We start from the raw sequence: 26,061 nt of genomic DNA on the forward strand, positions 1-26,061 counted from the left end.
TCAGGCCCCCGCCTTTTCTGCGGCCTTGAGCGCGCGCTTCAAATCGTCAATGAGATCGTCCGGGTCTTCCAGGCCGATGGACAGGCGGATCGTGCCCGGGCCGATGCCACCGGCCGCCAGCGCTTCGTCGCTCATGCGGAAATGCGTGGTGCTCGCCGGGTGGATCACCAGCGAGCGGCAGTCGCCCACGTTGGCCAGGTGGCTGAAGATTTTGAGCGCTTCGATGAAGGCCTTGCCCTGCGCGCGGCTGCCCTTGATGTCGAAGCTGAACACCGAGCCCGCACCCTTGGCACCGAAGCGCAGCAGCTTCTCGGCCAGCGCGTGGCTGGGGTGGCTCTCGAGCAGCGGGTGGCCCACGCGGCCCACCAGCGGGTGGCTGGCGAGGAATTGCACCACCTTCTCGGTGTTGCCCATGTGGCGGTCCATGCGCAGCGACAGCGTCTCGATGCCCTGCAGGATCAGCCAGGCGCTGTGCGGGCTCATGCAGGCGCCGAAGTCGCGCAGGCCCTCGCGCCGCGCGCGCAGCAGGAAGGCACCGACCGTGCTTTCTTCGCTGAACACCATGTTGTGAAAGCCTTCGTAGGCCTCGGTGAGCTCGGGGAATTTGCCCGACTTCTCCCAGTCGAAACTGCCCGCGTCGACCACCACGCCCCCGATCACCGTGCCGTGGCCGCTGAGGAATTTGGTGGCCGAGTGGTAGACGATGTCGGCGCCCAGCTCGAAGGGTCTGACGAGGTAAGGCGTTGTAAGGGTCGAGTCCACCAGCAAGGGCGCGCCGGCCTCGTGCGCGATCTGCGAGACGGTGGGGATGTCCAGCACGTCCAGGCCCGGGTTGCCCACGGTCTCGCCGAAGAAGAGCTTGGTGTTGGGCCGCACGGCGGCGCGCCAGCCGTCGATGTCGCCCGGTTTCACGAAGGTGGTCTCGATGCCGAAGCGGCGCATCGTGTAGTGCAGCAGGTTCTGGCTGCCGCCGTACAGGGCGGTGCTGGCCGCGATGTGCGAGCCCGCGCCCATCAGCGTGCGCACGGCCAGGTGCAGCGCGGCCTGGCCGCTGGCGGTGGCGATGGCGCCGATGCCTCCCTCCAGCGCGGCCATGCGCTGCTCGAAGACGGCGTTGGTCGGGTTGCTGATGCGGCTGTACACATGGCCCGCGCGCTCCAGGTTGAACAGCGCGGCGGCGTGGTCGCTGGACTCGAAGACGAACGAGGTCGTGAGGTGGATGGGCACGGCGCGCGCGCCGGTGGTGGGGTCGGGGGCGGCGCCCGCGTGCAGCGCGAGCGTGTCGAAGCCGGGGTCAGCGTAGCCGGACATATGGTCTCCAGTGGTTGCCTGTCGTTGCGGCGGGCGAGGCGCGCGCAGTGGTTTTGATTTGTATTGTGGGCTATATTGTCAGCACCCCAGCCCCATGGGGGACACACCAGAATTGAGGAGCACAGCCATGAAAGTCAGCGATATCCTGCGCGTCAAGGGAGGCACGCTGTACACCGTCCAGCCTCAGGAGACGCTGGAACGCGCGATCGAAACCATGTCGCAGTTCGACATCGGTTCGCTGGCCGTGATCGAGCACGGCGACCTGGTCGGCATGTTGACCTTCCGCGAAGTCATCCACACCTTGGCCAAGAACGGCGGCTCGCTGGGCGGGCGCACCGTGCGCACCGTGATGGACGACCACCCCATGACCTGCACGCCCCAGACCGAACTGGAGCAGGTGCGGCCCATGATGCTGGAGCGCCACACGCGCTACATGCCGGTGATGGACAACAAGATGCTCATGGGTGTGATCAGCTTCTACGACGTGGCCAAGGCCGTGGTCGACAGCCAGAACTTCGAGAACAAGATGCTCAAGGCCTACATCCGCGACTGGCCCGAGGAAGAGTCGAGCAAGAACGAGCCGAACTTCCCCTGAAGCGCCGAGCGAGCTTCAAATGAAAACGCCCCGCATGCCGGGGCGTTTTTCATGGTGCGAACGAACGTTCAGTCCGAGCTGGCGTGGATCATGTCGCGCACGCGGGGATAGATCTGCTGGTTCCAGCGCCGCCCGCTGAACACGCCGTAGTGGCCCACGCCGGTCTGCACGTGGTGGGTCTTCATGTAGGGGCGCACGCTGCGGCACAGGTCCTGCGCGGCCACCGTCTGGCCCACCGAGCAGATGTCGTCGCGTTCGCCTTCCACCGTCATCAGCGCGGTGCGGCGGATGGCCGCCGGGTTCACGGTGCGGCCGTTCCAGGTCAGCACGCCGCGCGGCAGGTCGTAGGTCTGGAACACCTTCTCCACCGTCTCCAGGTAGAACTCGGCCGGCAGGTCGTTGACCGCGAGGTACTCCTCGTAAAACGCCTGGATCACGCCGGCCTCTTCGGTGCGGCCGGCCGTCAGGTGGTCGTAGATGTGGCGGAAGGACTGCTTGTGGCGGTCCGGGTTCATGCTCATGAAGGCGGTGAGCTGCACGAAGCCGGGGTAGACGCGGCGCATCATGCCGGCGTGCGGGAACGGCACGTGGCTGATCAGGTTTTTCTCGAACCACTCGATGGGCTTGCTGGTGGCGAGCTTGTTCACCTCGGTGGGGTTGACGCGGCAATCCACCGGGCCGGCCATCAGCGTGAGGCTGCGCGGCTGGGCGGGGTTGTCGTCCTCGGCCATGACGGCCGTGGCGGCGAGCGCGGCCACGCAGGGCTGGCACACCGCCACCATGTGGCTGCCCGGGCCCACGGCCTCGGTGAAGCGGATCATGTAGCTGATGTAGTCGTCCAGCGAGAAGGCGCCGTGGCGCAGGGAGACGTCGCGCGCGTTGTGCCAGTCGGTGATGTAGACGTCGTGGTCCTGCAGCAGGGTGCGCGCGGTCTCGCGCAGCAGGGTGGCGAAGTGGCCGGAGAGCGGGGCCACGAGCAGCACCTTGGGCTGGGGCTCGGCGCCTTCCTTGCGAAAGCGCAGCAGGGTGCCGAAGGGCAGGGTGAGCACGGTTTCCTCGGTGACGGGGAATTCGCGTTCACCCACCGTCACGCTGTGGATCTGGTAGGGCGGGCGTGTGTGGGTCAGGCGCAGGCGCGAGATCACGTCGCAGGCGGCGGCCAGCTTGCGCATGACGCTGCCCTCGGTTTCGCGCAGCCAGAGCGCGGCGCTCAGGTGCTGCGCGGTCAGGCGCAGGGGCGAGATCAGGTCGGACTGGAGTTGGTAGGCCTGATACAGCATGGTTTCTTTCCTGGGACAACGTGTCGCATTGCAGGCAAGTTGCGGGCCAGCGGGGTGTTGCACCGGCGCGGTGCGTGGTGGGTGCACAGCGATGGCACAGGCCTTGCTCGGTGGATGCCCTCTGAAGGAGCATGTTCATGGCCAAAGCGGTACTCACGATCAGCAGCAAGAACTACGGTGCCTGGGCCTTGCGGGGCTGGCTGATGGCGCGCATGGCGAAGCTGGAGTTCACGGAGAACGTGATTTCGCCGGACGATCCGGCGATGAAGGCCGAGATGTTGTTGCTGTCGGCCTCGATGCGGGTGCCGGCGCTGGAGCACGATGGCATTCATGTGTGGGACACGCTGGCGATTGGCGAGTACCTGAACGAGGTGAAGCCGAAGGCGGGTCTGTTGCCGGCGGACCGGGCGGCGCGGGCGCATTGCCGGGCGATCTGTGGCGAGATGCATTCGGGGTTTTCGGCGATGCGGTCGTCGCTGCCGATGAACATCAAGGCCTCGTTTCCGAATTTCAAGCTGTGGTCGCGCGCGCAGACGGACATCGATCGCATCGAGGCGATCTGGAGCGAGTGTCTGGAGACGTATGGGGGGCCTTATCTGTTCGGCGGCAAGCCCTGCATGGCGGATGCGATGTTCGCGCCGGTGGTGACGCGTTTCATCACCTACGAGGTGGCGATCAGCCCTGCGTGTGTGGCGTATTGCGACACCATCATGGACTTGCCGGCCATGAAGGAATGGGTGGCGGCTGCGGAGGCCGAACCCGACGACATCGACGAGTTGGATGCCGAGTTTTAAGTTTCTTTCCTGTACCTCGCGGGCTCGGACACCCGGGCGCTCTGCTCCGCGGGTGTCCCCCGAACCGGCTTCGCCGGTTCTCCTCCTTTACCCCGCTGCGCAGAGCGCCCGGGTGTCCGAGCCGAAGAAGCGGTGGCGCACGTCCGTTGGAGTGCCTTCACGGTGGCAAGGCTCCAGGGGTGGGTGATGGGCGCAGCGAAGTAAAGGGGGAGGCGGCACCAGCCGCCGGAGGACATTCGCGGAGCCCATCACCCGCCCCTGGGGCCCCAAGACCAAGGAGGCGCGAAATCAACCCCAAGGTGTCGGCTTGGGAATCTCACAAACCGGATCCACATCGATCGACTTGAAATCCGCAGGAGAAACAATCTCCAGGTACTCCATATCGGGCGAATAGTCGAACAGGAAATGGCGGATCCCAGGGCGCTGATGCACACAATCACCGGCCTCCACCAGCGTCTCCTGATCCTCGTACATGAACCGCGCCCAACCCTTGAGCATGATCACGATCTGGAAATCCGCCTCGTGCCGGTGCCAGCCCGTGCCTTCCTCCGGCGGCAGATTCGCCTTCACCAGATGCGCAATCACCTTGCCGTGCGTCGCCTGGGCGATCCCCAGGTCGCGGTACAGGAAAAAATCGCGCAGGCCACCACTCACATAGTCGCCTTCGCCGCCCTTCACGTGAGAAAACAAAGTGGAGGTTCGATCAAGCATGGGACGCTCCTTTCTGGGGATGGACAGCAACCAGCTGCTGCGGCGCAGCACAAAGCACAAAATGTTCCCGTCCCCCAGGCCCGATCGCATGCACCAGACTGGCCCACCGACGCACCAGCGTGCCTCAGGGATAATCACCCCTCTATGAGCGGCAACACCTTCGGCACCCTGTTTTGCGTCACCAACTTCGGTGAATCCCACGGCCCGGCCATTGGCTGCGTGATCGACGGCTGCCCGCCGGGCATGGCACTCAGCGAGGCCGACATCCAGGCCGAGCTCGACCGCCGCCGCCCCGGCACCAGCAAATTCGTCACCCAGCGCAACGAGCCCGACACCGTCGAAATCCTCAGCGGCGTGTACGAGGGCAAGACCACCGGCACCCCCATCGCCCTGCTGATCCGCAACACCGACCAGCGCAGCAAGGACTACGGCAACATCCTGCAGACCTTCCGCCCCGGCCACGCCGACTACACCTACTGGCAGAAATACGGCATCCGCGATCCGCGCGGCGGCGGCCGCAGCTCGGCCCGCCTCACCGCGCCCACCGTGGCCGCCGGCGCGGTCGCCAAAAAGTGGCTCAAGGAACGCTACGGCACCACCTTCCGCGGCCACATGACGCAGGTCGGCGAACTGGCGATTCCCTTCGAGAGCTGGGACCATGTGCCCCACAACCCCTTCTTCGCCCCGGTGGCCGATGTGTCGGCCATCGAGGCCTACATGAACGAACTGCGCAAGAGCGGCGACTCCTGCGGCGCGCGCCTGCGCGTCACCGCGCAGGGCATGCCGGTCGGCCTGGGCCAGCCGCTGTACGACCGGCTCGACGCCGACATCGCCTACGCCATGCTCGGCCTCAACGCCGTCAAGGGCGTGGAGATCGGCGCCGGCTTCGCCAGCGTGGCGCACCGGGGCAGCACGCACGGCGACAGCCTCACCCCCGAAGGCTTCAAAGGCAACAACGCCGGCGGCGTGCTCGGCGGCATCAGCACCGGGCAAGACCTGGAAGTGCAGATCGCGATCAAGCCCACCAGCTCCATCCTGATCCCGCGCGAGACCATCGACACGGCCGGTCAGCCCACCGAAATCATCACCAAGGGCCGCCACGACCCCTGCGTGGGCATCCGCGCCACCCCCATCGCCGAGGCCTTGCTGGCCCTGGTGGTGATGGACCACGCGCTGCTGCATCGCGCGCAATGCGGCGACGTGCAATTGCCCACGCCCGACATCGCCGCCCAGGCGCGCGGCTGAACCCACGGCCGCCTGGCCTGCCGTGGTCGAGCGCCGTCAACTCTTCCCTTTCGCGGCTTTGTCCGCGAGCTACTTCGCGCACATCGGGTTTTTCAATCCGTATCTGCCGCTCTGGCTGAAAGAGCTGGGCTTCGGCCTGATCGCCATCAGCGTGCTCACCTCGGTGCAGTCGGCCACGCGCCTGTTCGCGCCCTACCTCTGGGGTTCGCTGAGCGACCGCACCGGTGAGCGCGTGCGCCTGCTGCGCTTTGGCGCCACCACCGCGCTGCTGCTCTCGCTGGGCCTGTGGTTCGACGGCGGCGGCGTGGTGCTGTTCGTGGTGCTGCTGCTCATGTTCAGCCACACCAGCGGCATGATGCCCATGAGCGAGGCCGCGCTCGCCCACCTGGTGAGCCAGAGCGGCGCCTTCGACGCGAAGCGCTACGGCCGCGTGCGCCTGTGGGGCTCGCTGGGCTTCCTGGTCACGGTGGTGGCCGCGGGCCTTTGGTTCGAGCGCTTCGGCCTGGTGCACTTTCCGGCCTGGACGCTGGGCACGCTCGCCGCCGTGGCCGCCAGCGCCTGGCTGCTGCCCGACTTCCGCGAACCCGCCCACGCCACGCAGGCGCCCCAGCCCGGCGTGTGGCCGGTGCTGCGCCAGCCGCCGGTGCGCTGGTTCTTCGCGGCGGTGTTCTTCCACGTGCTCGCGCACATCTTCATCTACGTCTTCTTCTCGCTCTACCTGGATTCGCTGGGCTACAGCAAGACCGTGATCGGCCTGATGTGGGCGCTGTCGGTGGTGATCGAGATCGGTTGGTTCTTCACCCAGGGCCGCTGGCTGCCGCTGTTGTCGCTCTCGGGCTGGCTGGTGCTGGCGGCCGCGCTCATGTCGCTGCGCATGGGCCTGACCGCCGGCTTCGCGCTGGTGTGGCCGGTGCTGCTGCTGGCGCAGGCCCTGCACGCCATCACCTTCGCCGCGCACCACACGGTGTGCATCGCCATGCTGTCCCACCATTTCCCCGGCCGCCTGCGCGGGCGCGGCCAGGCGCTCTACACCGTGGTGGGCTATGGCCTGCCCGGCGTGGTGGGGGGCATCAGCGGCGGCCTGCTCAGCTCGGCCTTCGGGCTGGCCAGCGTGTTCTGGCTGTCGGCCCTGCTGGCGCTGGTGCGCACGGGCTGCGCGCTGCGGGCCCGGGCGCTGAACGCGGCGGTGTCGCCGGGGTGAACCAGAAACCCTCGCATGGATCGTTTATCGAACGAAAGCGTGCGAATATCGAACATACAGTGCGCGCAAACCCTGGTCATGCCGGAGGTTGACACCTAAAGTGCGGGGTGGCCCTGGCCGCTGGCCTGTTCCGTTTTCTTGATCCCCGGAGTTGTCGACATGAGTGATTTCCTGCTCAACCCACAGGAAGGCCGCGAGCCCCTGCAAGCCTCTTTCAGCGACGCGGCCAACCCGCTGGGCCTGGACGGCATCGAGTTCATCGAGTACGCCACCAGCAAGCCGCAGGCGCTGGGCCAGGTGCTGGAGATGATGGGTTTCCGCCCGGTGGCGCGCCACCGTTCGCGCGAGGTGCTGCTGTACCGCCAGGGCGGGCTCAATGTGGTGGTCAACGCCAACCCGGTGGACGCCAAGGGCGCCGGCCACGGCAGCGACGTGCCTTCGATCTCGGCCATGGCGCTGCGCGTGCGCGACGCGCGCGCGGCCTACCACTACGTGCTCGAGCGCGGCGCCTGGTCGGTGCCCACGCACGCCGAGGTGATGGAGCTCAACATCCCGGCCATCCACGGCGCGGGCGGCAGCCGCATCTACTTCGTGGACCGCTACAAGGACTTCTCGATCTACGACGTGGACTTCGTGCCCATTCCCTCGGTGGACCAGCACCCGCCGGCCACCGCCGGCATCCATTTCTTCGGCGTCGTGCAGTACATCGGCCCCGAGCGCAGCAACGACTGGATCGCGTTCTACGAAGAGCTCTTCGGCACCGAGCTGATCCCCGACGAACAGCGCTTCGGCATCATGCCCAAGGGCACGCTGCTGCGCACCCCGGCGCTCGACCCGTCGCAGCGCTTCATGCTGCAGCTCATCGAGCCCGAGCTGCACGTGGTGGACGCCGACGAGCGCCTGCAGCGCATCGGCCTGGGCGTGCCCGACGTGCTCGAAGCCGTGAAGGCGCTGCGCGCGCTCGGCGTGGAGTTCGTCGAGACCCAGGCCGCGCACACCGAGCAGCGCGGCGCCATCAGCAAGACCTACCTGGGCTCGGTCGTGTTCGAGCTGGTGCACAGTGAGAAGGAGTGAGGCCATGAGCCCGAACCGCGCTTCCATCGAGGCCATCAGCGGCTTCGGCATGGACACCATCACGCTGGCCGGTCCGCTCGAAGCCAAGCTGGCGGCCATGAAGGCCGCTGGCTTCTCGCAGGTGATGCTCAAAGCCAACGACCTGGTCGGCCACCCCGGCGGCCTGGGCGCGGCCGTGCAGGCCGTGAAGGACAGCGGCCTGCGCGGCACCGGCTTCCAGGTGCTGCGCGACTTCGAAGGCCTCTCGGGCCACCTGCACCACTACAAGGTGGACATCGCCAAGAGCATGCTCGAGATGTGCGCCGCGCTGGGCTGCAAGGTGCTGCTGGCCTGCTCGTCCACCTCGGCGCACGCCTCGCAGGACCTCGACCACATCGCGCGCGACCTGCGCAAGCTCGCCATGCTGGCGATTCCCTTCGGCATCCGCATCGCCTACGAAGGCCTGTCCTGGGGCCGCACGGTCAACGAGTTCACCACCGCGTGGGACGTGGTCTGCCGCGCCGACTGCCCCAACCTCGGCCTGGGCATCGACTCGTTCCACATCTTCGCGGCCAAGACCTCGCTGGAAGAGATCGACTACCTCGACCCGGCCAAGATCTTCCTGGTGCAGCTGGCCGACTTCATGTGGCAGGAGACCAAGACCTTCGAGGAGCGCATGGCCACCGCGCGCACCTTCCGTGTGTTCCCCGGCGAAGGCGTGCACAGCGAGCAGCTGGCCGAACTCGTGCTCAAGCTCGACAAGCTGGGCTACGAAGGCGACTACAGCTTCGAGGTGTTCAACGACGACTACCAGCAGATGCCGCTGCCGGTGGTGGCCGAGCGCGCGCGCCGCTCGGCGCTGTGGCTGGCCGAGGACGTGATGCGCCGCTCGATGCCGTTGCCCAACCAGATGCGCCTGAAGACCCTGCAGGCGTGATCAGCCTCGCCGCAGGCGCACGCCGAGCCAGCCGCACAGCGCGATGAGCGCGATGCCGACCACGGTCCAGACATCGGGCGCGTAGCCGAACACCACCCAGCCCGCCAGCGTGGCGAAGGCGATCTGCGCGTACAGGTAGGGCGTGAGGCGCGAGGCCGGTGCGTGGTGGTAGGCCTGGATGAGCAGGTAGTGGCCCACCGAGCCGAACACTCCGAGCAGGCCGGCAAGCGCCCACAGCGTCCAGTCGGCCATCGGCGCCCAGCCCCAGGGCAGCAGCAGCGAGCAGCAGGCCAGGCCGAGCAGGCCGGTGTAGAAGTGCATGGTGCCCGGGTCTTCGGTGCGCACCATGCGGCTGGTGAGGATCTGGTAGGCCGCGTTCACGAGCACCAGCAGCAGGGGCAGCAGCATGGCGCCGTGAAAATCGCTGCCCTTGGGGCGGATCACGATCATCGCGCCGGCCAGGCCCCCGATCACCAGCGCCCAGGTGAGCGCGGACACCGGTTCGCGCAGCATCAGCGCGGCCAGCAGCGTGACCGCCAGCGGCACCAGCATCATGATGGCGGTGAACTCGCCCACCGGCACGTGGCGCAGGGCCAGGTAGGCCACCACGCTGGAGCCCAGCATCAGCACGCCGCGGCCGAACTGCCAGCCCGGCGCGCGGGTGTGCAGCAGCGTGCGCCCGCGCTGCGGCCAGAGCAGGGCGGTGGTCATCAGGGTCTGGGTGAGGTAACGCAGCCAGACCGCCATCACCACCGGCACGGCGGGGCCCACGTACTGGGAGGTGGTGTCCAGCAGCGCGAAGCACAGCGTGGCGCAGACCAGCAGCGCGATGCCCAGCGCGGTGCGTTTCGGGGAGTGGGTGTCGGGGTTCGTCACGCCGGCTCAGTAGCTCAGCCGGGCCACGGAGCGCAACACCTCGGCCGTGGTGGTGGGCAGGCCGAAGAATTCCAGGTAGGCCGGGATCTGCTCGAACAGCATGTCCGAGCCCACCTGCACCGGGCAGCCGCGCGCCCGCGCGGCCGAGAGGAAGGCCGTCATCTCGGTGCGCATCACCACCTCGCCCACGAAGGTGCGCGCCTCCAGGCGCGACACGTCCATCGGCAGCGGGTCGCCCTCGTTCATGCCCATGGGCGTGGCGTTGACCACCAGGTCCATGCCCGCCGGGTCGTTGCTGCCGGTGCTCACCTCGATGCCCGGGTAGCTGGCCTTCAGGCGCAGGCCCAGGGCGCTGGCCGAGGTGGCGTTCACGTCGTGCAGCGCGATCGCGCCGATGCCTGCGCCGGCCAGCGAGGCCGCGATGGCGCTGCCCACGCCGCCGCTGCCCACCACCAGCACGCGCGCGCCCTGCAGGTTCAGGCCCTTGCGCTGCACGCCGCGCACGAAGCCCGCGCCGTCGAACATGTCGCCCACCAGGCGGCCGTCCTCGGTGCGTTTGACGGCGTTGCACGCACCGGCCACCTTCACCGTGGGCGTGACCTCGTCCATCAGGCCCACCGTGACCACCTTGTGCGGCATGGTGATGAGCGCGCCCCGGATGTTGGTGAGCGTGAAGACCGACTTCAGGAAGGCCGGGTAATCGGGCGTCTGGCAGCCCATGGGCACCACCACCGCGTTCACCCCCACGTGCTCGAAGTAGGGGTTGTAGATCATCGGCGACTTGAAGGTGTGCGTCGGGTAGCCGATGTGGGCGATCAGCCCGGTGGTGCCGTTGATCATGGTCGTCGCGGGGGTCCGTCAGGCCTTCTTGGCGCGCGCGTGGTTCACGGCGGAGCGCAGGCCCATCAGGTAGCTTTCCACGCCGAAACCGGCGATCTGGCCTTGCGCGATCTCGGCCAGCACCGAGTGGTGGCGGAACGTCTCGCGCGCGTGGATGTTGGACATGTGCACTTCGATGATCGGGCAGGGCAGGATGGCCAGCGCGTCGCGGATGCCGTAGCTGTAGTGCGTCCACGCACCGGCGTTGATCATCACCGCGTCCACCTGGTCGAAGTAGGCCTGGTGGATGCGCTCGCACATCGCGCCCTCGAAGTTGGTCTGGAAGGCTTCCACCTCCACGCCCAGTTCTTTGCCCAGCTCGCTCACCTGCTCGTTGATCTGGTCGAGCGTGATGGTGCCGTACTGCTTGGGGTCGCGCTTGCCGAACATGTTGAGGTTGATGCCGTGCAGCATGAGAACTTTCATCGTCGCTCCAGAAGATGGGATGGTTGAAAAAAGAAAAGGGGTCAGGCCAGTTCGACGACGCGGCCGGTGGTGGCCGCTTCGCCGATGGCTTCGGTGACGCGCAGATTGTCCAGGCCGTCGCGCGCGCTCACCAGCGGAAGAATTTCGCCGCGCACCACGGCACCGAAATGGTCCATCTGGTGTTGCAGCGGATCGTCGCGCACCAGGCCCACTGTACCCACCTCGAAAGGCTTCCACCACGAGCGGTCTTCGGCGCGCGGGTAGGTCTTGAGCCGCATGGTGGGCACCGAGAGGCTGCCGTCGGTGCCGGCGATCACGTAGCAGTCCTCGTCGGCGTAGCTCGGGTAGGCCTTGTTCTCCTGCGAGGTCTGCTCCCAGCTGCGCGGGCAGGCGGCGGTGTCCGAGAGCATGAAGCTGCCGAGCGCGCCGTTGGTGAAGCGCAGGTTGATGGCCACCGTGTCCTCCACCGCGAAGCCGCGCGTGGCGTGCGACTTGAACGCCTGCACCGCGCCGATGTCGCCGCAGAGCATGCGCAGGTTGTGCACCTCGTGGATCATGTTGAGCAGGATCGGCCCGCCGCCGGGCTCGCGGCGCCAGGGGCTGTCGGCGAAATAGCCCGCGGGTTTGTAGAAGAGGGCGCTGCCCATCACGCTCACCAGCCGGCCCAGCTGGCCCGAGGCCACCACCTGGCGCGCCTTGGCCATGATGGGGCTGTGGGCCCGGTGGTGGCCGATCAACACGGCCGCGCCGCTGTTCTCCACCGCGTCCACCAGCCGCCGGCCTTCGGCGACCGTGGTGGCGATGGGTTTTTCCACCAGCACCGGCATACCTTCGGCCAAGCATTGCAAGGCCTGGGGCACGTGCAGCGCGTTGGGCGCCGCGCAGCACCAGGCCGTCGGGCCGGTGCTCGCTGGCCAGCAAGGCCTCGATGGACGGGTAGAGCGGCACGCCCGCTTGCCGCGCCACGGCCTGCGCGGCCGGCGAAGGATCGACCACCGCGCTCAGGGTGCAGCCCGCGCTGGCCCGCGCCACGCCCATGTGGGCCTGGCCGATGTAGCCGGCGCCGGCCACGGCGATGCGGGTCTTGCTCATGACGGAGCGGCGTGCGTTGCGTTTATTTGCCGCGCACCTTGGCCAGCTCGGCCTGCAGGCTCTGAACGGTGTCCTGGCCCACGGTCACCGCGAACTTGGCGATCACCGGGCGCAGCTTGTCGCGCAGCTTGTCGGTCTCGGCGGCCGACAGCTCGGTCACCTGCATGCCGCTTTTCTTCATGTTGTCCAGCGCCACCGCCACCTGGCCGCGCGCCTGCTCGCGCTGGTACTTCGCCGATTCCTGCGCCGCGTCGGCGACGATCTTCTTCTGCGCCGCGTCCAGGTTGTCCCAGAACTTCTTGCTGATGATCACCGACTGCGGGTTGTACTGGTGGTTGCTCAGCACCACGTGCTTCTGCACCTCGTAGAACTTGTTGGCGTTGATCACCGTGAGCGGGTTCTCCTGGCCGTCGATCGCCTTCTGCTCCAGCGCCGCGTACACCTCGGGGAAGGGCAGGGGCGTGGGGTTGGCGCCCAGGGCCTTGACCCAGTCCACGTTGATCGGGTTGGGGATCACGCGCAGCTTCAGACCCTCCAGATCTTCCAGCTTGGTGATGGGGCGCTTGCTGTTGGTGATGTTGCGAAAACCCAGCTCGTAGTACGCCAGGCCGATCAGGCCTTTTTCCTGCAGCTTGTCGTGCAGCTTCTTGCCGAAGGGGCCGTCGACCACGGCGTCGGCCTCCTTCGAGTTGGCGAACATGAAGGGGAAGTCGTAGATCGCGAATTCCTTGACCTGGCTGGCGAAGATGCCCGAGTTCATCGAGGCCATCTCCAGCGTGCCGCCCTGGATGGCCGACACATTGGCCTGGTCACTGCCCAGCGTGCCGCCGGGGAACAGGTTGACCTTCATCTTGCCGCCGGACTTGGCCGCCACCAGCTCGGCGAATTTCTCCATGCCCATCACGATCGGGTGGCCCTTGGGGTTCTGGGTCGCGAACTTGATGGTCTTGTCCTGCGCGTGCACGGCGCCGAAGGCGGTCATCGCGAGGGCGGCGACCAGGGTCTTGAGCATCAGGCGTTTCATGTTGTCTCCAAAGAAATAAGGGCAGTGCGCTGGCATCCGGGGAACCTCGGCCCGCGGCGCACCGCGCACAGGCCGGGTGTGGAAAGGGAAGCTCAGTTGCCGATCAGCCAGCGCGCCGGCACCATGACCAGCGAGGGGAACAGCACCAGCAGGAACATCACCGCGAACTGCATCAGCATGAAGGGCATCACGCCGCGCGTCACGTCGTCCATGCGCATGCGGCCCACGCCGGCCACGGTGTTGAGCACGGTGCCCACCGGGGGCGTCACCAGGCCGATGGAGTTGTTGATGATGAACAGCACGCCGAAATACACCGGGTCGATGCCGGCGGCCTTCACGATGGGCATCAGCACCGGCGTGAGGATCAGGATGGTGGGCGTCATGTCCATCGCCGTGCCCACCGCGATCACCAGCAGCATGATGGCCAGCATCAGCAGCGTGGGGTTGTCCAGCAGCGGCTGCAGCAGCGTGACGATCTGGTCCGGCAGCTGCGCCACCGTGATCAGCCAGGCCGAGACCATGGCCGCGGCCACCAGGAACATGATCACCGCCGTGGTCTTGGCCGCGTTCAGAAACACCTCGTAGAGCTGCTTGAGCGTGAGTTCGCGGTAGATCACGCCGGCCACGAAGAGGGCGTACACGGCGGCCACCACGGCCGCTTCGGTCGGCGTGAACACGCCCATGCGCAGGCCCACCAGAATGATCAGCGGCAGCATCAGCGCCCAGCCCGCGCTGCGCATGGCGCTGAGCACCTCGCCGGCCGACTTGCGCGGCGGCGGCTCCAGCTTTTCGCGCCGCGTGCTCCACCACCAGGTGGCCCACAGGCCGGCGGCCAGCAGGATGCCGGGGAAGATGCCGGCCAGGAACAGCTTGGAGATCGACACGTTGGCCGCCACGCCGAAGATCACGAAACCGATCGAGGGCGGGATGATGGGGCCGATCACGCCACAGGCCGCGATCAGGCCGCCGCTGCGCGCCTTGTCGTGGCCGGCCTTCACCATCATCGGCAGCAGCAGGGCCGTCAACGCGGCCGCGTCGGCCACGGCCGAGCCCGAGAGCGCCGACAGCAGGCAGGCCGCGACGATGGTCACGTAACCCAGGCCGCCGCGCACATGGCCCACCAGCGCCATCGCGAAGTTCACGATGCGCTTGGACAGGCCGCCGGTGTTCATGATCTCGCCGGCCAGCATGAAGAAAGGCACGGCCAGCAGGGGGAAGCTGTTGGAACCCTCGATCAGGTTCTGCGCGAGGATCTGCGCATCGAACATGCCCAGGTGCCACATCAGGGCCACGCCGCTGAGCAGCAGCGCGAAGGAAATGGGAATGCCGATGGCCATGGCGGCCAGCAGAGCACCGAGGAAGATGGCGATGGTCATGGCGGTCTTCCGGTGCGTTCAGGCTTGGGGGTTGCCGGGGGGCGGCACGTCTTCGGATTCGCGGATGCCGATCAGCTCGTCCTCGCTCATCCGGCCCGCCAGCAGGCGCCACAGGTTCAGCAGCAGGATGGGCGCGGCCAGCAAGGCGAACACCATGCCACTGGCATAGAAATACGCCATCGAGGTCTCCATCACCGCGCTGGTGGAGTCCCAGTTGATCTTCACCTGTTCCCACGCGCCCTGGTAGATCAGCCAGCACACGTACAGCATCAGCGCCAGGCTCGCGGTCAGGCACAGCTTGCGGCCCAGCACCGGCAGGCGCGAGATCAGCGAGTCGGTGCCGAGGTGGGCGCGCTCGTTGAGCGCCACCACGGCGCCCAGGAAGGTCATCCACACGAACAGCCAGCGCGACAGCTCTTCGGACAGGGTGATGCCCGAGTTGAAGCCATAGCGCATCAGCACGTTGCCGAACACCATGACCACCATGAGGGCGAGGAACAGCACCATCAGCCAGGCCAGCAGCCGGCAGTAGGTGTTGATGAGGTTCTGGATCACGCAGGTCTCCTGGGTTTGTTCCGTTCGAGTTGGTAATGTACGAACTGGTTAGTTTTCCACGAATCGGGGATTACCCTAGGTCGGCGCACCGGCCGTCGGGTCGTGAAAAACAGGGCCCCGGGAGGGGTGGTGCGTCAGGCGCGCACGTAGCGCAACACCATCTCGGCGATGGCGTCGCGGCGCGCGGCGGCGATCTTCGGGTCGCTCAGGTCGCGCTTGAAGATCAGGCCGAAGGTGTGGCGGTTGGACACATTGAAGAAGGTGAGCGCCGAGATCGAGGCGTGGATGTCGATCGCATCGAGCCCGGGGCGGAACACGCCCGAGGCCACGCCGCGTTCGTAGAGCCGGCGGATCGCCGAGATCGCCGGCACATTGAGCTGCTGGATGCTCTGGCTCTGCGCCAGGAACTGGCCCCGGTTCATGTTTTCCGAGATCACCAGCCGGATGTAGTTCTCGTGGCTGAAGTGGTGGTCGAAGGTGAACTCCACCAGCTTGCGCAGCGCGGCCTCGGGCTCGAGGTCTTCCAGGTGCTGCTGGCTCTCGATCTCCCGCATGCGCCGGTACGACTCTTCCAGCACGGCCAGGTACAGGCCCTCCTTGCTCTGGAAGTAGTAATAGATCATGCGCTTGCTGGTCTGCGTGGCGGCCGCGATCTCGTCGATGCGCGCCCCCGCCAGGCCCTTTTCGGCAAACTCCGCCATCGCGACCTCGAGGATGTTGGCCATGGTCCGCTCCGGGTCGTTGGTGCGGGTGGTTTCCTTGGCAGGCGCCACGCTTCGCGCGGCCCGCCGCTTGGAATGTACCGTTTCGTTCATTTGCGCAGTATAGGCCGGAGGGCCCCTGCTGCGGGCGTTTCAGGGCACCGGCGGGTTGCGCCGCAGCGGGTTGAAACCCGTCACCAGCGCCGAAGCCAGCAGCACCAGCGCGCCGCCCACGAAGATGCCCGACGAAAGCTCCTCGCCCAGGAACAGGTGGCCCCAGGTCACGCCGAACACCGGAATCAGGAACACCGGGCTCATCGCCGCCACCGGCGTCACGTGGCGGATGATGCGCAGGTGCGCCCAGTAGGCCAGGCCCGAGGTGACCACGCCCATCACCAGCACCGCCGCCATGCCCGTGGGCGTGAACGTGGCTTGCGGCCAGGCCCAGAGCGCGCCCGGCAACACCAGCACCATCGCGCCTGCGTGGATGCCCGCCGCGATCGCCAGCGGCTGCATGCGCGTGGTGGCGCGCTTCATGAGCGGCGTGGAGCAGCCGTAACACGCGGCCGCCAGCACGCAGGCCAGCGCCGCCGCGATCGTGGCCGCGTCAGGCCGCACCGGGCCGAGCCGCACGATCAGGCCCACGCCGATGAAGCCGCACACGCAACCCAGCAGCTTGCGCGCCGTGAGCGTGTCTTCCTTGAACCAGCTCGAGGCAAGGGTGCCGAACAGCACCGCCGTGGTGTTGAGCAGCGCGCTGTAGCCCGCCGGCAACCGCAGCCCGGCCCAGGCGTACAGCAGGAAAGGCACGGCCACCGACAGCCCGCCCATCAACAGCAGCTCGCGCCAGTAGCGCCATCGCCGCTGCTGCTTCAGGCCCCGCATGATCAGCGCCAGCGTGAGCCCGGCCAGCGCCACGCGGCAACCCGCCAGCACCAGCGGCCCCATCTCGGGCACCGCCACGCGGATGAACAGGAACGACGCTCCCCAGAGCGCCGACAGGCCGACCAGTTGCAGGAAGTGGCGGGATTTCAAACCAGCGGCACGGTGAGCTGCCGCACCACGGGCTGGGTGTCGGGGCGCACGCCGCGCCACCACAGAAACGCTTCGGCCGCCTGCTCCACCAGCATGCCCACGCCATCGGCCAGGCGCTCCACGCCCGCGGCCTTGGCCTGCCGCAGGAAAGGCGTGAGGCCCTTGCCGTAGACCATGTCGTAGGCCAGCGCGCCCGGGGCGAACAGGCCGTCCGGCAGCGGCAGCGCCTCCTGCGAAAGCCCGGTGGACGTGGCGTTGATCACCACGTCGAAACTCTGGCCCAGCAGCGTGTCGTAGCCGCCGGTCTGCAGCGGCACATGGGCCGCGAAATCGTGCCGCAGCGCGTGCGCCTTCTCGGGCGTGCGGTTCGCCACCGACAGCAGCGCCGGCAGCTCCGCCGCGATCGGCAGCAGCGCGCCCCGCGTGGCGCCGCCCGCGCCCAGCAGCAGCACGCGCTTGCCCTGGAGTGGCACGCCCAGGTTGCGCTGCAGGTCGTTCACCAGGCCCACACCGTCGAAGTTGTCGGCCAGGATGCGCTCGCCCTCGAACTTCAGGCAGTTCGCCGCGCCCGCCAGCCGCGCGCGCTCGCTCGGCTCCGTGGCGATCTCGAACGCCTGCAGCTTGAACGGCAGGCTCACGTTCAGCCCACGCCCGCCGCTCGCCCGAAAGCCCAGCACCGTGTCCGCGAAACCGTCCAGCGGCGTCTCGATGGCGGTGTAGCCCAGGTCCTGCCCCGTGCTCTGGGCGAACTGGGTGTGGATCAGCGGCGATTTGCTGTGGCCAATGGGGTGGCCGAGAACGGCGTAGCGGTCGGTCATAAAGCGGGGAGTGGGGCAGGCCGGGGTTGAGAAAGCAACATTGTGGCGCAAGCCCCTGGGCCGGCCACGGGCATGGCCCCCGGCCTACCATGGCGGCCATGAACACCACCCCCCTCAAGATCGATTTCGTGTCCGACGTCTCGTGCCCCTGGTGCGCCGTGGGCCTGGGCGCGCTCGAAGAAGCGCTGCAGAAACTGCAGGGCGACGTGTCGGCCGAACTGCACTTCCAGCCCTTCGAGCTCAACCCCAAGATGGGCCCCGAAGGCCAGGACATCGGCGAACACCTCGCCGAGAAATACGGCTCCACGCCCGAGCAGCAGGCGCAGATCCGCAACACCATCCGCGCGCGTGGCGCCGAAGTGGGCTTCGCCTTCAACCCCGAAGGCCGGGGCCGCATCTGGAACACCTTCGACGCCCACCGCCTGCTGCACTGGGCCGGCGAAGAAGGCGCGCCCGGCCAGCAACACGCGCTCAAGAAAGCGCTCATGGCCGCCTGCCACACCCGCAGCGAAGCCATGGGCCACCACGACGTGCTGCTCGGTTGCGTGCGCGAAGCCGGGCTGGACGAAGCGCGGGCCAAAGCCATCCTCGCCAGCGACGAATACGCGCAAGACGTGCGCGAGCGCGAAGCCTTCTACACCAGCCACGGCATCCACTCCGTGCCCGCCGTCATCATCAACGACAAGCACCTCATCTCCGGCGGCCAGCCGGCGGCGGTGTTCGAACAGGCGCTGCGGCAGATCGCGGCCGAGTGAGCCGGGGCTTCAGTACAGCCTGATCGCCACGTCGAAATGCCAGGTGCGGCGGATCTCCACCACGTCGTACTGGCGCGACAGCGCGGGTGAAAACGCCGGGTAGTTCGCCAGGCTCTGGATGATGCGCGGGATCGCCTCGTCGATCGCTGCCACGCCGCTGGTGCGCACGAAGGTGATCGACTCCACCGAGCCATCGGCGCGGATCGCCACCGTCACCACCGGGTTGGTGTGCGGCTGCTTCACCGCTTCGCGCACCAGCTCGAAGGTGTTGCTGTTCAGCTGGATCTTGCGCGCCCAGGCCTCGGCGTAGCGCACCAGCTCCTCGTTGTTGTCCACCAGCCCGAACAGGCGGCCCCGGCGCAGCGGGCTCCCCTGCGGGTCGCGCAGCGCCGCCGCATCGGCCGCGTCGCGCCGGGCGCGTTCCTCGTCCAGCTGCCGGCCGATCGCGCGCAACCGCTCTTCGCGCTTGGCCTCGTGCTCCGCGCGCTCGGCCGCCAGGCGCGCGGCCTCGGTGCGGGCGCCGTCCTGAGCGGCCGCCTGCTGCGCCGCTGCCTGTTGAGCGGCGGCGGCTTGTTGTTGCGCGGCGGCCTGTGCCGCAGTCGCCTGGCGTTCGCCTTCCTGCCGCGCTGCCTCGGCCGCCCTAGCTGCGCCTTCCTGCCGAGCGGCTTCCTGGGCCGCCGCCTGTTGCGCGGCAGCAGCTTGCGCCGCAGCTGCTGCTGCTGCTGCCTGCTGCGCTGCCGCTTGTTGAGCTGCGGCCTGCTGTGCCGCTGCTTGTTGCGCGGCTGCTTGCTGGGCCGCCGCCTGCGCCGCCGCCGCTTGCCGTTCGGCATCGAGCCGCGCGGCCTCGGCCCGGGCGGCTTCCTGGCGTGCGGCTTCTTGCGCGGCCAATTGCTGCGCGGCAGCGCGCTGCGCCGCGGCCTGCCGCTCCGCCTCCAGCCGGACAGCTTCGAGGCGGGCGGCCTCCTGCCGCGCGGCCTCTTGCTGGGCCGCCGCTGCTGCCGCCTGCTGCGCCGCCAACTGGCGCTCGGCCTCCAGTCGCGCTGCCTCCACACGGGCCGCTTCCACCCGAGCGGCTTCCTGGCGAGCCGCCTCCTGCTGGGCCTGGGCTGCTGCCTCGCGCTGGGCTTGGGCTGCAGCAGCCGCCTGCTGCGCCGCTGCGCGTTGGGCTGCGGCCTGCCGCTCGGCCTCCAGGCGCGCGGCCTCGGCCCGCGCCGCCGCTTCCTGGCGGGCGATCTCCTCGCGCCGCTGGGCCTCTTGCTGAGCCGCAGCCTGTTGTTGTTGCTGCTGCGCGGCTTCCCGCTGCGCTGCGGTTTGTCGCTCGGCCGCCTGCCGCGCCGCCTCGGCCCGGGCGCTCTCCTGGCGAGCGGCTTCCTGCCGTGCGGCCTCTTGCTGGGCCGCTGCCGCCGCCCGCGCAGCCGCCGCCTGCCGCTCGGCGGCCTCGCGCCTGGCGGCTTCGGCCTGTTGTGCTGCGGCTTCGCGGCGCGCGGCCTCTTCGTGGGCCGTGGCCTGGCGCTCGGCCTCCTGGCGTTCCACCTCCAGCCGCGCAATTTCCACTCGCGCCGCTTCGCGCTCGGCTTCCTGCCGGGCCGCTTCCTCCTGGCGCGCAACGGCTTCCGCGCGCTCGGCCTCCAGGCGCGCCATCTCGAAGCGCTTCGCTTCCTGGCGCCCAGCTTCCTGCCGTTGCTGCTGCTGCAGTTGCTGGGCTTCCTGCTCGGCGCGCTCGCGCAAGGCCCGCTCGGCGGCAGCCTGTTCGCGCTGCGCCCGTTGCTCGCGGTCGATCTCCGCCGCGTCGCGCGGCGGCGGCATCGCGGCCTCCATGCTCGGGGGCGTGGGCGCGGCCGCTGCCACCACGGCGGGCGCCGGCACCGGGGCCGGGGGTGGCGCTGCCGGTGCCTCCGGCGGTGGGGCTGGCGGGGGCTTGGCTGCTACCGGTGCCGCCGCAGCGGGGGAGGGCGCGGGTGGCGTGGAGGCGGCGGCGGCCAGGGTTTCAGGGGCGGGCACGGCCGGTGGCGGTGCCTCGGCCTCGGCCGCCGGGGCGGCCGGTTGCGCCACGGCGGGCGCGGGCGTGCTGCTGCGCGCCGGGGCACCGCCCGCCACGGGCTGCCCGCTCGGGGCTTGCGCCTGCGGGGGCGCCACGGGCGCGGGGGTGGCCGGCGTGGGCGCGCCGCCCGGCTGCGCCGGCCCCAGCACCACATGCAGCACCGGCACCTCGGCCCGCCGCTCCTGCCAGGGGAAGCCGAAACCCGGCAAGCCCATGCCCTGGCCGCCAAAGGTCAGGCTCAGCAGCAGGGCGTGAAAGATCAGGGAGAACGTCAGCGCCAGCGTCATGCGCCGGCGTTCGGGGTCCATGCCCGCCCACGGGCCACGGGCGGTGGTTTCCGTGCGCAGCGACGGTCCCGCCGGCATCGGGCGGGAAGAGGGGGGTGGCGCGGACATGAGGCCGATTGTCGTATCCAAACCGCCGGCCCCGGGCGACGTATCTCACGGTAGCGTGCGAACCTTGAGGACGGCCCGTCAACATCGCTTGGACGAGCTTCTGGCGCACGGCTGGCAGTACGAGGTTTCGCAGGTGCAGTTGGACCCCCACGTCCGGTACTGCTTAGTGTCGATATGGATCCGGCCCGAGTCGTACTTGCTCAGGCCCATGTGCAGAGCGCGCCCTTCTTTCTTCCAGAACGTGCACAGCGCATTGGCCGTCTGGGCCGAGCCCAGGAAGTCCACCGCGTACGACTTGGTGTGGGCGCTCGATTCCCGGCTCTGAGCGCAAGTTGCCAGCGACTCGGGGCGGTAGCCGGACACGATCTCCGCCTCCTTCGCCAGTATGCCCCGGGCTTTCAACTGTTCGAGCAGCCGAAGCGTGCTGGCGGCAGCCTCCCATTGCCGGCGAGGCGGCACGGCAAACGGCGCGGCGCCGCACCGCTTCCACGACGATGCGGTCCGAAGCACCTCGTGAAGGGGTTGAACCTGGCCCACGCGCTGCGCGTCCAGGAACTGGGTGAACTCGTCCACGGCGGCGGTGTGCGCCAGCCCGCCAGTTCTCGAACATCTTCGGTCCCCGTTCGTCCGCCGCCCCGAAGGCCGGGAGCGATAGCCCGACGAGGATGCACAGCAACGCCAAGGGGGATTTCAGACGAAGGCGGATGGTTGCCATGCGAGCATGCTCCGGGTTTAGAACGCAAAGCCCGTGGAGGTCGGGTCAGTCAAGCCGCTAAGCACGACAGACCTGACACTGCCGCGAAACGCTTGGAGGTGATCGTCGCGGCATTCTTTACCCGGCGTGCCTGGCTTTTCGTGACCGACCAATTCGATCGTCCGGCCTTCGAGCTATGTTGCAACACCTCACACGGCGCAGCAGCGTCACTGGGCAATACCAAGCTGAAGCCGGTCACGTTCTCCATGTCGATGCTCACAAGCGTCAAGAACACGCGTTCCGCTTCCGTCCAAAGCGGATACCGCTTGTCAATGCGCTTTTTCCAGTCGTTCACCGCGCCCGAAATGAAGTCCACATGCGATTGCAGCAGGAGGTCTTTGGACGCCTGTCGAGACAGTTCAAGGTTGGCTTGCCGCCCGGTTGTGTTGTACCAAGCGTGGAGCGTTTCCACCTCCCACAACCGGATAGGTCTCAGGTAACCCCGCGTTCGCTTCGTAGCGAACAGCGTGGGGCTGAGCTTCGGGCCGACTTGGGCCGCCTGGACATTGGTTGATGCGAAATCGAGTTGTCGCAAGCCCGTGCTGATGCCCGAGTTCTGCAACAGCGCATCGCCTGTGCGAAACGCGTCGGGAGACAGCCCCGTCCCGATGGATGCCGCTTCATTCATCTCGATCAGGTCGGTGGCCGCACAGATCAGGTGCTTGTCTCCATTGGCGCATCCGTTGGAGGTCAATGCACTCAGCCGCTGGTGCAGCTCGGTGCGCAGCGGCGTACCGCCTTCTGGGAAATCCGCCACCAGTTGCCGCATGCGGTACGTGCGAAGCGCCAAGCTCAAATACGCCTCGGCGATCCATCGGCGTTTGGGTGACCCTGCAGCCTCTCGGCGAAAGGCCGCGTCGTAGGCTTGAGTCAGGTTCCACGGTGCGCCGGACAGATCTTTGCGTCCGAACTTGCCCGGAAACACCCAAAAGAACCGGTTTGAAGCGTCAGGATCCTGCACGAGCGCCCTGTTGTCCAACTCCTCACCGAATTCGATGGCAAAACGACCGTCCTCGACCGAGGCGCGCCAGCGCGAGGGCCCTATAGGATCGATGCGCGGTTTGACCATCACCACCGCCACGCGGTTGCAGTTCTTGAGCGGATCAAACGCAGGGTAGTTCTCCAGCCTCAGACCCAGCACCGGAACGCCATTGGTGTACCGGCCGGGAAAACCAAGAAGACCTTCCAGCTGAGACAGATGAACCGGAATGGTCTCCTTCTGGCGGGGCTCTGACGGGCTCGCCACCCGTGCTACTGGCTGAGTTGATTCAACTTCTTCCGCCGCCGCGTTTAGAGGATTTTCTTCTGGCTGATTGGCGACAAAACCACTTCGCGTGTTGCACTGTGGTCCATTGGCTGAGGCGACCTCGGCAATGAACGCCAACCCCAAGGCGAATGCGCCCAGGCACGTCCATTGCGCTCGACCAGATAGCGTCTGACTGACAGTGCAGTGCAGGAGCGACATCATCCAATCTCCCGTGAACGTATGAACATGATGCGCTGTGTTTCCCAGGAACGGGCACCTCAATTGGTACTGATGACCTTGTGGATTTTGGGGCGCATGTCCTCCGCATTCTGGTTGCAGGCGGCCACCATCTTGGACAGCGCCAGATGGCGCTCGCCGCACATCCGGCTGGAATCGGACAAGCCAAGGTAGTAGTGGTCGTGCGTGAGGTGTAAGGCCAGCACCCCCTCGTCTCCGGCCTTGGCCAGCGCATTGGTCCGCTCCTTGGATGTGAGTGCGGTGTAGTCATCACACGCCTTGAGGTATTCGCTGGGCACCGGGCAGGACATGGCCACAGGCACCATCAAGGTATTGCACCCCGCCGCCATGATGGCCGCGAAGATCATGACCAAGGCGGTCGCTCTGGAAGAAATGGGTGGTTTCATGGGCACCTCAGCGGGCGGCAACGACGGTTGTTGGGGAAAGCTGGTGGAGTTTCTGGTCCCGCGCGTTCGTGGCCGCGATGCAGTTCTTCAAGGTGGCCGCCTGAGATTGACACGCCGTCTTGATGAGGGGGGCATGCTCCGCGAATACACCGTCCTGCGCAGCCTTCCAGAGCACGATGCGGTTCACCGACTTTTGCTCGACGTCTGCGATGTCTTGCTTGTTTTTGTTGGTCAGCCGGTTCTCAAGATTGGTGAGTTCGCCTTGAATTCCCTTCAGCACCTCATCCCTGATCTGGCCTCGGTACCACCAAGCCAGAAGGCCTATTACCACCGCAATCACTGCCGCATTGATGAGATAGTCAAACAGCTTCATGGGTGTCTGCCCTCCGTGTCGAAGTAACGGTCTGTTACGTACTCTAGGCTGCTGCTGCCCCGGCCGCAATCCTCAAATTGGGGGAGCATTCAGCCCGTTGGCGTCAACACATGCGCAATCTAGGTGCCGCGCTTTGACGGTGGAGGGTGCCTGGCTGACGGGCTATCGCCGAAGCTTCAACTCGGTGGCGCAGGTGCAGATAGCCTCAATGGAATAGCCCAGCGCTCTCACCTGCCGCCGCATTTCGGCCTTGATGGAGCGGCGCATCACGGCGATCTGTTCGGCCGGCGCGAAGGTTTCCAGCGCGTCTTCCGCACTCTCGGGCTCCACGGCAGTGTCCAGCGAGATGCCTGCGTCCACGGTCAAGGACAACTCTGTGAGCTGCTCCGTGGCTTGTTGAGCCAGCAGGAGGATGTGAGGAGCAAGGGAGACAACGCGCTCTTCGATAGGCGGTTCACCGGACGTGTGCTTGGCTGTTTTTCTGGGCGATTTCATGCTCCTCCCGGGGTGATTAATCGTATGGACGCTTTGCTTGGGATGCTTCTCATATGAGATGCAAACTCCGTGGATGCAAATGTAGCAGTTTGCCATCCTCGCGTGGTGTCTGCCAAACCCACTCCACCGAAAAAAAAGCCTGCGAAGGGCGACCTGCGAGGAACACTTGCGTGGCATGTGCGCACGCTCAGGGCCGAGAAAGGCTGGTCGCAGGAAGCGCTGGCCCATATGTGCGAGCTGGACAGGACTTATGTCTCAGCTGTTGAGCGCAGCGTATGGAATGTGTCTTTGAGCAACATCGAACGCTTGGCTGATGCGTTGGGTGTGGAGGCTTGGGAACTGCTCAAGGATCCTCAGTAATTGCAGCGGAGGCCGTGAGCAGTTGTCGATCGCTTGAAGTGGCGCCCCCATCTTTCGGTAGCTGTTACTTGTTCATATGGCGTCAAACCAGTTGACTGCAGAAGAAGCTAGGCTTCGAAATGTGGATGTGATGGGTGAGGAGTTGGGATCAATTTATTCCCAACTTTGGCAGGAGCTCGCATGGCTGTATCGAGCATGGGCTGAGTACGTCACATTGTTCGGAACCAAAGAGTCACGTGTAGTGCTCCTCAACGAGGCAGCGCCTGCGCTCACACGTTTGATGCAGGACACCCTATGGGAAAGCGTAATCCTTCACATCGCTAGGTTGACCGACCCGGCCAAATCAATGGGAAAGACGAATCTCTCTATACGGGCGCTCGAAGAAGCGACCAGGGATGACGTTCTGAAAGCATCCGTTTCTGGAGCCGTGGCGGATGCTTTGGAGGCTTCTGATTTTTGTAGGGACTGGAGAAATCGCCGCCTTGCGCATCGTGATCTCGACCTTGCATTGAAGCGAGGTGGAGAACCGTTGAAATCTGCATCTCGGTTGCAAATGCATACCGCTTTGGGCAGCCTGTCGAGGGTCCTGAATGTGTTGTCACTTCACTACTTAGATTCGACTACGTTCTTCGACGGGGCGCTCCGATTCGGCGGAGGCTCGGGAGGAGGAATGTCGTTGCTGTATTTCCTCGATAGCGGGTTGAGAGCTGAGGAGATTCGCCGCGAGCAACGAAAAAGTGGAGTATTCGATTCGAACGACTCTCGTTCAAGAGACCTGTAGGAGTGATGTTCGGGGCGCCGTTTCCGCATAGTTGGCGCGCCCCATTCCTCCTATACCAATGAGCCGACACAGACTTTCGGCGCGGCCTAGCTGATGTCACCATCGCCTTCTTCATTCAGCTCGCAATCGACCGGATCCTCCGGCAAGTCACTCATTCGCCGGAATATCCCGCGTCACCACGCTGCCCGTGCCGATAGGGCACGCCGGGCATCACGTTGACTCCCCGCACTGATCCATACGTCGTGCTGGTGATGGGCTTGGCGCATTCCGGGCCCGCGTTGCGGCGCTTCACGTTCAACGGCGGCCAG

The 26,061-nt window shown here is 66.8% G+C and carries 27 protein-coding genes and 1 pseudogene; 9 read left to right on the forward strand and 19 right to left on the reverse strand.

The features are described 5' to 3' along the window. Positions 1-1,311, reverse strand: a complete 1,311-nt coding sequence (locus ACFJI0_RS07260; protein ID WP_382323957.1) for an O-acetylhomoserine aminocarboxypropyltransferase — start codon at positions 1,309-1,311, stop codon at positions 1-3. A gap of 127 nt (positions 1,312-1,438) precedes the next feature. Here ACFJI0_RS07260 and ACFJI0_RS07265 point away from each other — a divergent pair, with 127 nt between their 5' ends. After that, positions 1,439-1,906, forward strand: a complete 468-nt coding sequence (locus ACFJI0_RS07265; RefSeq protein ID WP_291114768.1) for a CBS domain-containing protein — start codon at positions 1,439-1,441, stop codon at positions 1,904-1,906. 68 nt (positions 1,907-1,974) lie between these two features. Here the strand turns inward: ACFJI0_RS07265 and ACFJI0_RS07270 are convergent, their stop codons facing one another. Continuing rightward, positions 1,975-3,186 carry a polyhydroxyalkanoate depolymerase gene (locus ACFJI0_RS07270; RefSeq protein ID WP_382323959.1) on the reverse strand — a complete coding sequence of 404 codons (1,212 nt, stop codon included), beginning with the start codon at positions 3,184-3,186 and terminating at the stop codon, positions 1,975-1,977. A gap of 137 nt (positions 3,187-3,323) precedes the next feature. Between ACFJI0_RS07270 and ACFJI0_RS07275 the strand changes: the two genes are divergently transcribed. After that, positions 3,324-3,980, forward strand: coding sequence for a glutathione S-transferase (locus tag ACFJI0_RS07275; protein WP_382323961.1), 657 nt, complete (start codon positions 3,324-3,326; stop codon positions 3,978-3,980). A 288-nt stretch (positions 3,981-4,268) separates the two neighbouring features. Here the strand turns inward: ACFJI0_RS07275 and ACFJI0_RS07280 are convergent, their stop codons facing one another. Further along, the gene (locus ACFJI0_RS07280) at positions 4,269-4,691 is read right to left on the reverse strand and encodes a cupin domain-containing protein (RefSeq protein WP_382323963.1); all 423 of its coding nucleotides are present in this window, start codon (positions 4,689-4,691) and stop codon (positions 4,269-4,271) included. A gap of 144 nt (positions 4,692-4,835) precedes the next feature. Here ACFJI0_RS07280 and aroC point away from each other — a divergent pair, with 144 nt between their 5' ends. From aroC to ACFJI0_RS07300, 4 genes are all read left to right on the forward strand, one after another. Then, positions 4,836-5,936, forward strand: coding sequence for a chorismate synthase (gene aroC / locus ACFJI0_RS07285; protein ID WP_382323965.1), 1,101 nt, complete (start codon positions 4,836-4,838; stop codon positions 5,934-5,936). 22 nt (positions 5,937-5,958) lie between these two features. Continuing rightward, positions 5,959-7,137: an MFS transporter gene (locus ACFJI0_RS07290; RefSeq protein WP_382323967.1), complete on the forward strand. Its 1,179-nt coding sequence runs from the start codon at positions 5,959-5,961 to the stop codon at positions 7,135-7,137. Between the two features lie 159 nt (positions 7,138-7,296). Continuing rightward, positions 7,297-8,211, forward strand: coding sequence for a 4-hydroxyphenylpyruvate dioxygenase (locus ACFJI0_RS07295; RefSeq protein ID WP_382323969.1), 915 nt, complete (start codon positions 7,297-7,299; stop codon positions 8,209-8,211). Between the two features lie 4 nt (positions 8,212-8,215). Beyond that, positions 8,216-9,127 (forward strand): sugar phosphate isomerase/epimerase family protein, encoded by a 912-nt coding sequence (locus tag ACFJI0_RS07300; protein ID WP_382323971.1) that lies wholly within the window; start codon positions 8,216-8,218, stop codon positions 9,125-9,127. Here the strand turns inward: ACFJI0_RS07300 and ACFJI0_RS07305 are convergent, their stop codons facing one another. The 10 genes and pseudogenes from ACFJI0_RS07305 to aroE all read right to left on the reverse strand — a co-directional run bounded on the left by ACFJI0_RS07305 (position 9,128) and on the right by aroE (position 17,909). Continuing rightward, the gene (locus tag ACFJI0_RS07305) at positions 9,128-10,003 is read right to left on the reverse strand and encodes a DMT family transporter (RefSeq protein WP_382323973.1); all 876 of its coding nucleotides are present in this window, start codon (positions 10,001-10,003) and stop codon (positions 9,128-9,130) included. A 6-nt stretch (positions 10,004-10,009) separates the two neighbouring features. Beyond that, positions 10,010-10,843, reverse strand: a complete 834-nt coding sequence (locus tag ACFJI0_RS07310; protein ID WP_382159018.1) for a shikimate dehydrogenase family protein — start codon at positions 10,841-10,843, stop codon at positions 10,010-10,012. An 18-nt stretch (positions 10,844-10,861) separates the two neighbouring features. Next, the gene (aroQ, locus tag ACFJI0_RS07315) at positions 10,862-11,308 is read right to left on the reverse strand and encodes a type II 3-dehydroquinate dehydratase (protein WP_382159016.1); all 447 of its coding nucleotides are present in this window, start codon (positions 11,306-11,308) and stop codon (positions 10,862-10,864) included. A 41-nt stretch (positions 11,309-11,349) separates the two neighbouring features. Continuing rightward, positions 11,350-12,400 (reverse strand): annotated as a pseudogene (locus ACFJI0_RS07320) (Gfo/Idh/MocA family protein). A gap of 22 nt (positions 12,401-12,422) precedes the next feature. Next, positions 12,423-13,424, reverse strand: coding sequence for a TRAP transporter substrate-binding protein (locus ACFJI0_RS07325; protein ID WP_382159012.1), 1,002 nt, complete (start codon positions 13,422-13,424; stop codon positions 12,423-12,425). Between the two features lie 92 nt (positions 13,425-13,516). Then, positions 13,517-14,800: a TRAP transporter large permease gene (locus ACFJI0_RS07330; protein ID WP_382323975.1), complete on the reverse strand. Its 1,284-nt coding sequence runs from the start codon at positions 14,798-14,800 to the stop codon at positions 13,517-13,519. 18 nt (positions 14,801-14,818) lie between these two features. After that, positions 14,819-15,355, reverse strand: a complete 537-nt coding sequence (locus ACFJI0_RS07335) for a TRAP transporter small permease (RefSeq protein ID WP_382323977.1) — start codon at positions 15,353-15,355, stop codon at positions 14,819-14,821. Between the two features lie 134 nt (positions 15,356-15,489). Continuing rightward, positions 15,490-16,170: a TetR family transcriptional regulator gene (locus ACFJI0_RS07340; RefSeq protein ID WP_382323979.1), complete on the reverse strand. Its 681-nt coding sequence runs from the start codon at positions 16,168-16,170 to the stop codon at positions 15,490-15,492. A gap of 39 nt (positions 16,171-16,209) precedes the next feature. Further along, positions 16,210-17,091: a DMT family transporter gene (locus ACFJI0_RS07345; RefSeq protein ID WP_382323981.1), complete on the reverse strand. Its 882-nt coding sequence runs from the start codon at positions 17,089-17,091 to the stop codon at positions 16,210-16,212. After that, positions 17,088-17,909: a shikimate dehydrogenase gene (gene aroE / locus ACFJI0_RS07350; RefSeq protein ID WP_382323983.1), complete on the reverse strand. Its 822-nt coding sequence runs from the start codon at positions 17,907-17,909 to the stop codon at positions 17,088-17,090. Before aroE ends, ACFJI0_RS07345 begins: the two co-directional genes overlap by 4 nt. A gap of 89 nt (positions 17,910-17,998) precedes the next feature. On the opposite strand from aroE, the gene ACFJI0_RS07355 reads away from it, so the two are divergent. After that, positions 17,999-18,664, forward strand: a complete 666-nt coding sequence (locus ACFJI0_RS07355; RefSeq protein ID WP_382323985.1) for a DsbA family oxidoreductase — start codon at positions 17,999-18,001, stop codon at positions 18,662-18,664. A gap of 9 nt (positions 18,665-18,673) precedes the next feature. On the opposite strand, the gene ACFJI0_RS07360 is transcribed toward ACFJI0_RS07355, so the two are convergent. From ACFJI0_RS07360 to ACFJI0_RS07385, 6 genes are all read right to left on the reverse strand, one after another. After that, entirely contained in the window at positions 18,674-21,100 is a 2,427-nt protein-coding gene (locus tag ACFJI0_RS07360) for a TonB C-terminal domain-containing protein (protein WP_382323987.1), read from the reverse strand. A 78-nt stretch (positions 21,101-21,178) separates the two neighbouring features. Then, positions 21,179-21,673, reverse strand: a complete 495-nt coding sequence (locus tag ACFJI0_RS07365) for a hypothetical protein (protein WP_382323989.1) — start codon at positions 21,671-21,673, stop codon at positions 21,179-21,181. A 191-nt stretch (positions 21,674-21,864) separates the two neighbouring features. Continuing rightward, positions 21,865-23,322 carry a hypothetical protein gene (locus ACFJI0_RS07370; protein ID WP_382323991.1) on the reverse strand — a complete coding sequence of 486 codons (1,458 nt, stop codon included), beginning with the start codon at positions 23,320-23,322 and terminating at the stop codon, positions 21,865-21,867. Between the two features lie 56 nt (positions 23,323-23,378). After that, positions 23,379-23,744 carry a hypothetical protein gene (locus tag ACFJI0_RS07375; RefSeq protein WP_382323993.1) on the reverse strand — a complete coding sequence of 122 codons (366 nt, stop codon included), beginning with the start codon at positions 23,742-23,744 and terminating at the stop codon, positions 23,379-23,381. A gap of 7 nt (positions 23,745-23,751) precedes the next feature. After that, on the reverse strand, positions 23,752-24,117 hold the full coding sequence (locus ACFJI0_RS07380; RefSeq protein WP_382323995.1) for a hypothetical protein: 366 nt from the start codon (positions 24,115-24,117) through the stop codon (positions 23,752-23,754). Between the two features lie 162 nt (positions 24,118-24,279). Then, positions 24,280-24,612, reverse strand: a complete 333-nt coding sequence (locus ACFJI0_RS07385) for a hypothetical protein (protein ID WP_382323997.1) — start codon at positions 24,610-24,612, stop codon at positions 24,280-24,282. Positions 24,613-24,717: 105 nt separating this feature from the next. Here ACFJI0_RS07385 and ACFJI0_RS07390 point away from each other — a divergent pair, with 105 nt between their 5' ends. Further along, on the forward strand, positions 24,718-24,972 hold the full coding sequence (locus tag ACFJI0_RS07390; protein ID WP_382323998.1) for a helix-turn-helix domain-containing protein: 255 nt from the start codon (positions 24,718-24,720) through the stop codon (positions 24,970-24,972). A gap of 91 nt (positions 24,973-25,063) precedes the next feature. Then, positions 25,064-25,753, forward strand: a complete 690-nt coding sequence (locus ACFJI0_RS07395; RefSeq protein ID WP_382324000.1) for a hypothetical protein — start codon at positions 25,064-25,066, stop codon at positions 25,751-25,753. Positions 25,754-26,061: the final 308 nt, after the last annotated feature.

The organism is Hydrogenophaga sp. UC242_53, assembly GCF_042696965.1.
Classification (GTDB): Bacteria; Pseudomonadota; Gammaproteobacteria; order Burkholderiales; family Burkholderiaceae_C; genus Hydrogenophaga.

What these genes read in the sequence shown, in the direction of transcription:
- ACFJI0_RS07260 (WP_382323957.1), bottom strand. Translation starts at nt 1,311, where the DNA reads ATGTCCGGCTACGCTGACCCCGGCTTCGACACGCTCGCGCTGCACGCG.
- ACFJI0_RS07265 (WP_291114768.1), top strand. Translation starts at nt 1,439, where the DNA reads ATGAAAGTCAGCGATATCCTGCGCGTCAAGGGAGGCACGCTGTACACC.
- ACFJI0_RS07270 (WP_382323959.1), bottom strand. Translation starts at nt 3,186, where the DNA reads ATGCTGTATCAGGCCTACCAACTCCAGTCCGACCTGATCTCGCCCCTG.
- ACFJI0_RS07275 (WP_382323961.1), top strand. Translation starts at nt 3,324, where the DNA reads ATGGCCAAAGCGGTACTCACGATCAGCAGCAAGAACTACGGTGCCTGG.
- ACFJI0_RS07280 (WP_382323963.1), bottom strand. Translation starts at nt 4,691, where the DNA reads ATGCTTGATCGAACCTCCACTTTGTTTTCTCACGTGAAGGGCGGCGAA.
- aroC (WP_382323965.1), top strand. Translation starts at nt 4,836, where the DNA reads ATGAGCGGCAACACCTTCGGCACCCTGTTTTGCGTCACCAACTTCGGT.
- ACFJI0_RS07295 (WP_382323969.1), top strand. Translation starts at nt 7,297, where the DNA reads ATGAGTGATTTCCTGCTCAACCCACAGGAAGGCCGCGAGCCCCTGCAA.
- ACFJI0_RS07300 (WP_382323971.1), top strand. Translation starts at nt 8,216, where the DNA reads ATGAGCCCGAACCGCGCTTCCATCGAGGCCATCAGCGGCTTCGGCATG.
- ACFJI0_RS07310 (WP_382159018.1), bottom strand. Translation starts at nt 10,843, where the DNA reads ATGATCAACGGCACCACCGGGCTGATCGCCCACATCGGCTACCCGACG.
- aroQ (WP_382159016.1), bottom strand. Translation starts at nt 11,308, where the DNA reads ATGAAAGTTCTCATGCTGCACGGCATCAACCTCAACATGTTCGGCAAG.
- ACFJI0_RS07325 (WP_382159012.1), bottom strand. Translation starts at nt 13,424, where the DNA reads ATGAAACGCCTGATGCTCAAGACCCTGGTCGCCGCCCTCGCGATGACC.
- ACFJI0_RS07330 (WP_382323975.1), bottom strand. Translation starts at nt 14,800, where the DNA reads ATGACCATCGCCATCTTCCTCGGTGCTCTGCTGGCCGCCATGGCCATC.
- ACFJI0_RS07340 (WP_382323979.1), bottom strand. Translation starts at nt 16,170, where the DNA reads ATGAACGAAACGGTACATTCCAAGCGGCGGGCCGCGCGAAGCGTGGCG.
- aroE (WP_382323983.1), bottom strand. Translation starts at nt 17,909, where the DNA reads ATGACCGACCGCTACGCCGTTCTCGGCCACCCCATTGGCCACAGCAAA.
- ACFJI0_RS07355 (WP_382323985.1), top strand. Translation starts at nt 17,999, where the DNA reads ATGGCGGCCATGAACACCACCCCCCTCAAGATCGATTTCGTGTCCGAC.
- ACFJI0_RS07360 (WP_382323987.1), bottom strand. Translation starts at nt 21,100, where the DNA reads ATGTCCGCGCCACCCCCCTCTTCCCGCCCGATGCCGGCGGGACCGTCG.
- ACFJI0_RS07370 (WP_382323991.1), bottom strand. Translation starts at nt 23,322, where the DNA reads ATGATGTCGCTCCTGCACTGCACTGTCAGTCAGACGCTATCTGGTCGA.
- ACFJI0_RS07375 (WP_382323993.1), bottom strand. Translation starts at nt 23,744, where the DNA reads ATGAAACCACCCATTTCTTCCAGAGCGACCGCCTTGGTCATGATCTTC.
- ACFJI0_RS07380 (WP_382323995.1), bottom strand. Translation starts at nt 24,117, where the DNA reads ATGAAGCTGTTTGACTATCTCATCAATGCGGCAGTGATTGCGGTGGTA.
- ACFJI0_RS07385 (WP_382323997.1), bottom strand. Translation starts at nt 24,612, where the DNA reads ATGAAATCGCCCAGAAAAACAGCCAAGCACACGTCCGGTGAACCGCCT.